The 11,233-nt window shown below is 57.2% G+C and carries 5 protein-coding genes; 4 read left to right on the forward strand and 1 reads right to left on the reverse strand.

The window, feature by feature from the left end; translation table 11 throughout:
* Positions 1-61: 61 nt before the first annotated feature.
* Genes ptrA through recD form a run of 3 tightly spaced genes read left to right on the forward strand, consistent with a single transcriptional unit; the run spans position 62 to position 8,300 of the window.
* Positions 62-2,944 (forward strand): pitrilysin, encoded by a 2,883-nt coding sequence (gene ptrA, locus C5687_RS05515; RefSeq protein ID WP_104556551.1) that lies wholly within the window; start codon positions 62-64, stop codon positions 2,942-2,944.
* Positions 2,941-6,483: an exodeoxyribonuclease V subunit beta gene (gene recB, locus C5687_RS05520; protein WP_104556552.1), complete on the forward strand. Its 3,543-nt coding sequence runs from the start codon at positions 2,941-2,943 to the stop codon at positions 6,481-6,483. The genes ptrA and recB overlap by 4 nt, the downstream gene beginning before the upstream one ends.
* Entirely contained in the window at positions 6,480-8,300 is a 1,821-nt protein-coding gene (gene recD, locus C5687_RS05525) for an exodeoxyribonuclease V subunit alpha (RefSeq protein ID WP_059384977.1), read from the forward strand. The genes recB and recD overlap by 4 nt, the downstream gene beginning before the upstream one ends.
* Positions 8,301-8,334: 34 nt before the next feature.
* On the opposite strand, the gene argA is transcribed toward recD, so the two are convergent.
* Positions 8,335-9,666, reverse strand: a complete 1,332-nt coding sequence (gene argA / locus C5687_RS05530; protein WP_014885072.1) for an amino-acid N-acetyltransferase — start codon at positions 9,664-9,666, stop codon at positions 8,335-8,337.
* Positions 9,667-9,893: 227 nt separating this feature from the next.
* Between argA and amiC the strand changes: the two genes are divergently transcribed.
* Positions 9,894-11,147, forward strand: coding sequence for an N-acetylmuramoyl-L-alanine amidase AmiC (gene amiC, locus C5687_RS05535; RefSeq protein ID WP_025760261.1), 1,254 nt, complete (start codon positions 9,894-9,896; stop codon positions 11,145-11,147).
* Positions 11,148-11,233 lie beyond the last annotated feature (86 nt).

Genomic DNA, 11,233 nt, shown 5'->3' on the forward strand with positions numbered 1-11,233 from the left:
GAGATGTTGGCGTGTCCAGCACGCAGTTTGTTAATGATGTAGCCGTGATAAAGAGGTCGTAATGCCTGGCAGCACCTTGTTTAAAGCGTTGGTTTTGTTTGTCGCCCTTTGGGCACCTGTCACTCAGGCAGACTCCGGTTGGCAACCCGTTCAGGAAACTATCCGTAAGAGTGAAAAAGATACCCGGCAGTATCAGGCTATCCGCCTTGATAACGGCATGACCGTGCTGCTGGTTTCCGACCCGCAGGCGGTAAAATCCCTCTCGGCACTGGTGGTGCCGGTTGGGTCGCTGGAAGATCCTGAATCCCATCCCGGGCTTGCACACTATCTGGAACATATGACGCTGATGGGGTCAAAAAAATACCCGCAGCCAGATAGCCTGTCCGAATTTCTGAAAATGCATGGCGGCAGCCATAATGCCAGTACCGCCCCGTACCGCACGGCCTTCTATCTCGAAGTCGAGAATGATGCGCTGGAAGGCGCGGTCGATCGCCTTGCTGATGCCATCGCCGCCCCGTTGCTGGATAAAAAATACGCCGATCGTGAACGCAATGCGGTGAATGCCGAACTGACCCTGGCCCGCACGCGAGACGGTATGCGCATGGCCCAGGTGAGCGCCGAAACCATCAACCCTGTGCATCCGGGGTCTCGTTTCTCCGGCGGTAACCTGGAGACCTTGAGCGACAAACCGAACAGCCCGGTTCTGGATGCGCTGCACGCGTTTCGCGATAAATACTACTCCGCCAATCTGATGAAAGCGGTTATCTACAGCAATAAACCGTTGCCAGAGCTGGCGGGCATGGCGGCCAAAACGTTTGGTCGGGTGCCGAATAAAAATATCGACCGGCCGCAAATAGATGTACCGGTGGTCACGGACGCGCAAAAAGGCATCGTGATCCACTACGTGCCTGCGCTGCCGCGCAAAGTGTTACGCGTTGAATTTCGCATTGATAACAACACGGCACAGTTTCGCAGTAAAACCGACGAGCTGGTGACCTATCTCATCGGTAACCGTAGCCCGGATACGCTGTCTGACTGGCTGCAGAAACAGGGGCTGGCGGAAGGTATCCGCGCCGACTCCGATCCGGTGGTAAACGGGAACAGCGGCGTGCTGGCGATATCCGCAACCCTGACCGACAAAGGTCAGGCACACCGCGATGAAGTGGTGGCTGCAATCTTCAGCTACCTCTCTCTGCTGCGTGAAAAAGGCGTCGACAAGCGCTACTTTGATGAACTGGCGCACGTGCTGGATCTTGATTTCCGTTACCCATCGATAACCCGCGACATGGATTATGTGGAGTGGCTGGCCGATACCATGATCCGCGTGCCGGTGGAACACACCCTCGATGCGGTGAACATTGCCGACCAGTACAACCCTGAGGCGGTCAAAGCCCGTCTGGCGATGATGACCCCGGAGAATGCCCGCATCTGGTACATCAGCCCGGATGAGCCGCATAACAAAACGGCTTACTTTGTCGATGCCCTTTATCAGGTGGATAAAATCAGCGCCCAGACCTTTGCCGACTGGCAAAAGAAGGCGGGAGAGATCGCGTTAAAACTGCCGGAACTGAACCCCTATATCCCGGATGATTTCTCGTTGATCAAAACCGAGAAGGACTATCCGCATCCGGCACTTATCATTGATGAGCCGACGCTTCGCGTGGTGTATAGCCCCAGCCGCTATTTCGCAAGCGAGCCAAAGGCCGACGTCAGCGTGGTGCTGCGTAACCCGAAAGCGATGAACAGCGCCAAAAATCAGGTGATGTTCGCGCTCAATGACTATCTTGCGGGGATTGCGCTCGATCAGCTTAGCAACCAGGCGGCCGTGGGCGGCATCAGCTTCTCCACCAACGCCAACAACGGTTTGATGCTCAATGCAAATGGCTATACCCAGCGTCTACCTCAGCTGTTCCAGGCGCTGCTGGAGGGCTATTTCAGCTATACGCCGACGGAAGAACAGTTTGAGCAGGCCAAATCGTGGTATGCGCAGATGATGGATTCTGCGGAGAAGGGCAAAGCTTACGATCTGGCGCTTATGCCAGCGCAAATGTTATCGCAGGTTCCTTATTTCCAGCGCGAGGATCGCCGCGCGCTGTTGCCTTCGATCACCTTAAAAGACGTGCTGGCTTACCGTGACGCGCTGAAAACCAACACGCGCCCGGAGTTCCTGATTGTGGGCAATATGAGCGAGGATCAGGCCAAAACCCTGGCGCAAAATGTTCGCACTCAGCTCGGCTCTAAAGGCGATGAGTGGTGCCGCAACCAGGACGTGCTGGTTGAGAAAAAGCAGAATGTAATCTTTGAAAAGGCGGGTAACAGCACGGATTCCGCCCTGGCCGCGGTATTTGTGCCAACGGGCTACGATGAATTCGCCAGTTCGGCGCAGAGTGCCGTGCTGGGCCAAATTATTCAACCGTGGTTCTATAACCAGTTACGCACGGAAGAACAGCTCGGCTACGCGGTGTTTGCCTTCTCCATGAACGTAGGCCGCCAGTGGGGGCTGGGTTTCCTGCTGCAGAGCAGCGATAAGCAACCGGCATATCTCTGGCAGCGTTACCAGGCTTTCTTCCCGCAGGTGGAAGCAAAACTGCGCGCCATGAAGCCGGAAGAGTTCGCCCAGATCCAGCAGGCCGTCATTGCGCAGGTGATGCAGCCGCCGCAGACGTTGGGTGAAGAAGCCTCGCAACTGAGCAAAGATTTTGATCGCGGTAATCTGAAATTTGATTCGCGTGATAAAGTAGTGGCCGAGATAAAACAGCTGACGCCGCAAAAGGTTGCCGACTTCTTCCATCAGGCGGTGATTAAACCGCAGGGAATGACCATCCTGTCTCAGGTTTCCGGTAGCCAGAACGGGAAAACGGAGTACGTGAACCCGCAAGGCTGGAAAGTCTGGAAGAGCGTCAGCGCGCTGCAGCAATCTATGCCCTGGAGTAAGAAAGAATGACCGACACCGCTGAGCCCCTTAATCCCTTACGTTTACCTCTTCAGGGTGAACAATTGATTGAAGCCTCAGCGGGAACGGGAAAAACCTTCACCATCGCCGCGCTCTATTTGCGTCTGCTGTTAGGGCTCGGCGGCAACGCCGCTTTTCCCCGTCCGCTGAGCGTGGAAGAGCTGCTGGTGGTGACCTTCACCGAAGCCGCCACCGCCGAACTGCGTGGCCGTATTCGCGCCAATATCCATGAGCTGCGCATTGCCTGCCTGCGTCAGAGCACGGATAACCCCCTTTATGCCAGTCTTCTGGAAGAGATTGCCGACAGGCAACAGGCCGCAGAGTGGCTGCTACTTGCCGAACGGCAGATGGATGAAGCCTCCGTCTTCACCATTCACGGTTTTTGCCAGCGCATGCTGAGCCTGAATGCGTTTGAATCCGGCATGCTGTTTGAACAACAGCTCATTGAAGATGAAACCGTACTTCGCTATCAGGCCTGCGCGGACTTCTGGCGTCGCCACTGCTACCCGCTACAGCGCGATATCGCCGAAGCGGTACATGCATTGTGGAAAGGCCCTGAGGCGCTGCTGCGCGCGATCGATCGCTATCTTCAGGGAGAAGCGCCGGTTATCAAATCTCCGCCGCCAGCGGATGAAACCCTGGCGTCACGCCATGAAAAAATCATCGCGCGAATTGTCGACATCAAACAAAAATGGATTGAGTCAGTCGGCGAAATTGACGCCATTATTGAAAACTCCGGGATCGACCGCCGCAAATTCAACCGCGGCAATCAGGGGAAATGGATCGACAAGATCAACGCCTGGGCACAGGAAGAGACGCGGGGCTACCTGCTCCCGGACGCGCTGGAGAAATTTTCCCGGCGTTTCCTCGTCGAGCGCACCAAACCCGACGGTATTGTGCCTGAACATCCCCTGTTTGTGGCGATTGAAACCCTGCTGGCTGAGCCCTTAACGCTCAACGATCTGATGATAACCCGTGCCATGACGGAAATTCGCGAAGCCGTCGCCCGTGAGAAACGCCGCCGGGGGGAACTGGGATTTGACGATATGCTGAGCCGCCTTGATGCGGCCCTGTCCAGTGAAAATGGCGAAGCGCTTGCCGCCGCGATCCGCACCCGTTTCCCGGTGGCGATGATTGACGAATTTCAGGATACCGACCCTCAGCAATACCGCATTTTCCGCCGTATCTGGCGCCAGCAGCACGGCACCGCGCTGTTGTTAATCGGCGATCCTAAACAGGCTATCTACGCCTTCCGCGGTGCGGACATTTTCACCTACATGAAGGCCCGTAGCGAAGTTGAGGCGCATTACACCCTGGATACCAACTGGCGTTCGTCTCCCGGGATGGTGGAAAGCGTGAATGCGCTGTTCAGCCGCATGGATACGGCGTTTATGTTCCGGGAGATCCCGTTCCAGCCGGTAAAATTTGCCGCGAAAAATGCCTCGTTGCGCTTTGAGTTCAACGGCGAGACGCAGCCTGCCATGCGCTTCTGGCTGCTGGACGGTGAAGGGTGTGGCGTCGCCGACTATCAAAACGCCATGGCCCAGCATTGTGCCGCGCAGATCCGTGACTGGCTCAGTGCGGGGGCTCGCGGCGAGGCGGTGCTCTGGAAAGGCCAGGATGCACTCCCCGTAAAAGCATCGGATATCACGGTGCTGGTGCGTAGCCGTCAGGAGGCCGCGCTTATTCGGGATGCCCTGACCCTGCTGAGTATTCCGTCCGTCTACCTCTCAAACCGTGACAGCGTCTTTGAAACGCTGGAAGCGCAGGAGATGCTATGGCTGCTGCAGGCCGTGCTGGCCCCGGAGCGGGAAAGCACGCTGCGCAGCGCATTAGCCAGCGCGATGCTCGGGCTGAATGCCCGTGATATCGATGCGCTCAACAATGACGAGTCCGCATGGGATGCGGTGGTGGAAGAGTTTGTTCGCTACCGGGAGAAATGGCAGAAGCGCGGCGTGATGGCCATGGTGCGTGAGCTGATGGCACAGCGTCACATTGCGGAGAATATGCTGGCAACCGCGGGCGGCGAGCGCCGGTTGACCGATATTTTACATATCAGCGAACTCCTGCAGGAGGCGGGCACGCAGCTGGAGAGCGAACACGCTCTGGTGCGCTGGCTGGCACAGCAGATTGCCGACCCGAACAGCAATTCGTCCAGCCAGCAGATGCGTCTTGAGAGTGATAAACACCTGGTGCAGATCGTCACCATTCACAAATCGAAAGGGCTTGAGTATCCGCTGGTCTGGTTGCCGTTTATCGCCAATTACCGAGTGCAGGATCAGGCTTTTTATCACGATCGCGAGTCGTTCGAGGCGGTGCTCGATCTCAGCAACGCGGAGTCCAGCGTTGAGCTGGCAGAAGCCGAACGTCTGGCGGAAGATTTACGCCTGCTGTACGTGGCACTGACCCGTTCGGTCTGGCACTGCAGTCTGGGCGTTGCCCCTCTGTTCCGTCGTCGCGGTGAAAAGACCGGGGAGAGCGATTTTCACCTGAGCGCGCTGGGGCGCTTAATTCAGCACGGCGAACCCAAAGACGCTGCGGGGTTACGGCAGTGTCTCGAATCACTTTGCGGGGAGCATGTTGCCCTGCATATTCCGGCACAACCGGATAATGACCGCTGGCAAATGCCGGAGCCGCGTGAGTCAGATCTGCATGCCCGCCAGGTGGTACGCCCGATTGCTGACGACTGGCGCGTCACCAGCTACTCCGGTTTACAGCAGCACGGACAGAGTGTTGCGCTGGATCTGATGCCAAAACTGGACGTGGACGCGGCAGGAACCGGTAGTGTACTCGTTGAGCCGGTGCTTACGCCGCACCAGTTCCCGCGCGGCGCCTCTCCGGGCACGTTTTTGCACAGCCTGTTCGAAGAGCTCGATTTCACGCAGCCGGTTTCCGAAGAGTGGGTGCTGAAGATGTTACAGAGCGGCGGCTACGACGCACAATGGCAGCCGGTTCTGCGTGACTGGATCCACGCGGTTTTACACGCGCCGCTCACCACGCAGGGGGTCTCCCTCAGCCAGCTGACTGCCAGAGATAAGCAGGTCGAGATGGAGTTTTATCTCCCCATCGCCAGCCCGCTCAGGGCCGAGGCGCTCGATGGGCTGATCCGCGAGTACGATCCGCTATCCGCCGGGTGTCCGCCGCTGAACTTCCGCCAGGTGCAGGGGATGTTAAAAGGCTTTATCGACCTGGTTTTCCGCCATCAGGGGCGCTATTACCTGCTGGATTACAAATCGAACTGGCTGGGCGAAAACAGCGAAGCCTATACCCAACAGGCGATGGCGTCGGCCATGCAAATGCATCGCTACGATCTGCAGTACCAGCTTTATACCCTGGCGCTGCACCGTTATCTGCGCCATCGCATTGCTGATTATCGCTACGAAGACCATTTTGGCGGCGTGATTTACCTGTTCCTGCGCGGCGTGGATGCTAACGACCCGCGTTCCGGCGTCTTCAGCACGCGTCCGGCTGAGGAACTGATTGAAAAAATGGATAACCTGTTTGCTGCAGGCACGGAGGAGGTGGCATGACAATGCAGGCGCTACTGCTGGACGCGGTTGAACAACGATTACTGCGCCACCTTGATGTGCAGTTTGCCATGATGGTGGCGGGCGAAGAGCCAGCCGTGATGCTCGCCGCCGCCATTCTGAGCAAAGACGCGGGGGAAGGGCACGTCTGTCTGCCGCTGTCGCGTCTGGTGGTAGACGAGAAAATGCCCCCGGCTTTACAGGCCTGTTTCGCTCTGCTGGGTGACACCGTGGACTGGGAAGCGATATTACTCAGTTCGCCTGCCGTGAGCGGAACCGATACCGGTACGCCGATGATCCTCACCGGCGAGCGTTTGTATCTTAACCGACTCTGGCGCAACGAGCTGACGGTGGCGCGCTTCTTTAGTGAGACGAACGCCCCGCTTCCCTGCGATGAAGCGCAGCTTCGGCAGGTGCTGGATACGCTGTTTACCTCTGACAGTGAAACAGACTGGCAGAAAGTGGCCGCAGCCGTGGCGTTAACGCGACGGATCTCGGTTATTTCTGGTGGCCCGGGCACCGGGAAAACGACTACCGTGGCAAAGCTGCTTGCTGCGCTGATTCAGCTATCGGGTGAGCAAAAGTGCCGTATTCGCCTGGCGGCCCCTACCGGTAAAGCGGCGGCGCGTCTGACGGAGTCGTTAGGCGGGGCGCTGCAAAAATTACCCCTTACCGGTGAGCAGCTTGCGCTTTTCCCCAACGAAGCCAGCACGCTGCACCGGCTGCTTGGCGCGCAGCCGGGTAGCCAGCGGCTGCGTTATCATGCTGGTAACCCCCTGCATCTGGATGTGCTGGTGGTGGATGAAGCGTCGATGATTGACCTGACGATGATGTCGCGTTTGATCGATGCGCTACCGCCTCATGCACGCGTCATTTTTCTCGGCGATCGTGACCAGCTTGCCTCCGTGGAGGCCGGGGCTGTACTCGGCGATATCTGCACCTATGCCAGCCTGGGGTATACCGCGGAACGCGCGCAGGAGTTGGCGCGTCTGACGGGATGTTCGCTCGCCTCTGAAAACCATTCCCTTGCGGGGGCTCTGCGCGACAGCCTGTGTCTGCTACAAAAGAGCTATCGTTTCGGCAGCGACTCCGGCATTGGCCAGCTTGCGGCGGCCGTGAACCGCGGGGACCGTCACACCACCTGTGCGGTCTTTGACGGCACCTTTACGGATATTGAGAAAAAATCGCTGCAAAACGGGGAGGAGTATCAGGCGATGCTTGATGATGCTCTGCTGGGGTACCAGCACTTCCTGACGGGCGTACAGCAGCAACGCACACCGGAGCAGGTGATTGCCGCGTTTGGTGAATATCAGTTGCTCTGTGCGCTGAGGGAAGGGCCCTTTGGCGTCAGCGGCCTGAACGACAGGCTGGAACAGCTGCTGGCGCAAAAGCGTAAAATACACCGTACCCCGCATTCGCGCTGGTATGAAGGAAGACCGGTGATGATCTCCCGCAACGACAGTGCGCTGGGGTTGTTTAACGGGGATATTGGAATTGCGCTCGATCGCGGCCAGGGGCTGCGCGTCTGGTTCCAGATGCCGGACGGTAGCGTGAAGTCTTTCCAGCCGAGCCGTTTGCCTGAGCATGAAACCGCATGGGCGATGACGGTGCATAAATCCCAGGGCTCTGAGTTTAACCATGCGGCGCTGATCCTGCCCACGCAGCTATCACCCGTCATTACCCGCGAGCTGATCTATACCGCCATTACACGCGCGCGTCAGCGCCTGTCGCTGTATACCGATGAACGCGTGCTGGTGCAGGCGATTGCCACCCGCACGGAACGCCGAAGCGGGCTGAGCGCGATATTTGAGTCTCTGTAAACAAAAGCCCTCGCCGGACGGTGAGGGCGTAGTCTCACCCCAGATCCGCCATCAGCACTTTTGAGCGCCGCTGATAGTTGTACATCTCTTTCTTCGTTTCCGGCAGCGAATCAATATCCACCGGCGTAAACCCACGCTCCTGGAACCAGTGAATGCTGCGCGTTGTCAGCACAAACAGCTTGCTCAGGCCCATCTGGCGCGCCTGTGCTGCCACGCGCTCAAGCAGCATTTCACCGCGTGACGAGCTGCGGTAGTCAGGATGCACCGCCACGCAGGCCATTTCGCCGATCTTCTCTTCCGGGAACGGATAGAGCGCGGCGCAGGCAATGGTCAGGTTATCACGCTGAATAATGGTGAATTTGTCGATCTCCATCTCCAGCTGCTCGCGCGAACGACGCACCAGAATCCCCTGCTGTTCGAGGGGGCGGATCAGCTCCAGAATGCCGCCGATATCGTTAATGGTGGCGCGGCGGATCTGCTCCGCACTCTCCATCACAATCTGGGTGCCGATACCGTCGCGGGAGAACAGCTCCTGCAACAGGGCACCGTCTTCCTGATAGCTGATCAGGTGGCTACGGCGCACGCCGCTGCGGCAGGCTTTCACGGCGCCACGCAGAAAACGCACGGTCCCGGAGTGGTAATCGCCTTCAGCTTCCAGCGCTTCCACGCGGGCCTGGGCCTCATTCGGGAAGAGCTCTGGCACGATAACCCCTTCATCGTTTACGACCCCCTGGGAGGAGCAAAACCCAATCATTTTCTCCGCCTTCAGCTTGATCGCCAGCTGCGTGGCAATCTCTTCTGAAGTGAGGTTAAAGCTTTCACCGGTCACGGAAACCGCCACCGGGCCCATCAGTACGATGGCACCGCTGTCCAGCTGGCGGTGAATGGCTTCTTCATCAATACGACGAATACGTCCGCTGTGGCAGTAATCGACGCCATCGTCCACGCCGAGCGGCTGGGCAATGATAAAGTTGCCGCTCACAACGTTGATATGCGCGCCCTGCAGCGGTGTGTTGTTCAGACTCATCGACAGGCGAGCCGTAATATCCAGCTGCAGCAGGCCAGCGGCCTGTTTCACCAGTTCAAGGGTTTTCGCATCCGTTACGCGGGTGTGTTTGTGATAAATCGGCTCGTGGTGATGAGCGGCCAGGTTGGCATCGATCTGCGGACGTGCGCCATAGACCACCACCAGGCGGATCCCGAGGCTGTGCAGCAGGCCAATGTCATTGACGATGCTGGAAAAATTTTCATGCTCAATGGCTTCGCCGCCAAGCATGATGACAAACGTTTTTCCCCGATGGGCGTTGATATAGGGAACAGAATGGCGGAATCCCTGGACCAGTTCGGTTCTACGCTCCTTCACCATGGCACAACCCTTAATGAATGTTTATTCGTAATTTCTGTATTTTTATTCGATTATGACCGCGTGTGCAAGCGTAAATTTTCCGCGACCCATAGAAAATAATAAGTAATCCGTGCGTTAGCATAGGATTGTTTACCCTTTTATAGATGACAGTTTATGCGTCATTCGTTAAAGTTTTCGGTCAATCTGGACATTTTGTATATCAATCAGTGTTCTTGCTCGGGAGAAGCATGTCGGGATCCAATTCAGCAATAAGCCGCCGCCGTTTGTTAAAAGGGGCCGGGGCAATGTGGTTGCTTAGCGTCAGTCAGGTCGGTCTTGCCGCCACCAGTCAGGTCGTGGCGGTGCGCGTCTGGCCGTCATCGACCTATACGCGCGTGACGGTCGAATCCAATCGCGTACTGAAATATAAGCAATTTGCCCTCAGTAACCCTGAACGTGTGGTGGTGGATCTCGAAGGTGTTAACCTCAACTCCGTGTTGAAGGGGATGGCGGCACAGATCCGCGGCGACGATCCGTTTATTAAATCGGCGCGCGTGGGGCAGTTTGATCCGCAAACCGTGCGCATGGTGTTTGAGCTGAAGCAGAACGTGAAGCCGCAGCTGTTTGCCCTTGCGCCTGTAGCCACGTTCAAAGAGCGTCTGGTGATGGATCTCTACCCGGCGAATGCGACGGATATTCAGGATCCGCTGCTGGCGCTGCTGGAAGACTACAACCAGGGCAACCTTGAGAAACAGGTCCCTCCTGCGCAAAGCGGCCCGCAGCCGGGAAAAGCAGGGCGCGATCGCCCGATTGTGATCATGCTTGATCCTGGCCACGGCGGCGAAGACTCCGGCGCAGTGGGGAAATATCGCACGCGTGAAAAAGACGTGGTGCTGCAAATCGCCCGTCGTCTGAAGGCGTTGATTGATAAAGAAGGCAATATGCGCGCCTACATGACGCGTAATGAGGATGTGTTTATCCCGCTGAAGGTCAGGGTGGCGAAAGCGCAGAAGCAGCGCGCGGATTTGTTCGTGTCGATCCATGCGGATGCGTTTACCAGCCGTCAGCCAAGCGGCTCGTCGGTGTTTGCACTTTCCACCAAAGGTGCGACCAGTACCGCGGCGCGATACCTTGCGGACACCCAGAACGCCTCGGACCTGATTGGTGGCGTGAGTAAAAGCGGCGACCGCTACGTCGACCACACCATGTTCGACATGGTGCAGTCGCTGACCATCAACGACAGCCTGAAGTTTGGTAAAGCGGTGCTGGGTAAGCTGGGTAACATCAACAAGCTGCATAAAAACAGCGTTGAGCAGGCCGGGTTTGCAGTACTGAAGGCACCGGATATTCCGTCCATACTGGTCGAAACGGCATTTATCAGTAACGTGGAAGAGGAGCGTAAGCTCAAAACGGCCAAATTCCAGCAAGAGGTAGCGGAGTCGATTCTGGCAGGGATCCGGGCGTATTTCTCTGACGGGGCGACGCTGGCGCGACGCGGATAGTGTGGACGCCGGGGGCTCGCCCGGCAAATTCACAAACGACAAAAACAAAAAAACACCCTTAAGGGTGTTTATTGTTTTAGAAGTGT

The organism is Enterobacter sichuanensis (assembly GCF_002939185.1).
GTDB lineage: Bacteria > Pseudomonadota > Gammaproteobacteria > Enterobacterales > Enterobacteriaceae > Enterobacter > Enterobacter sichuanensis.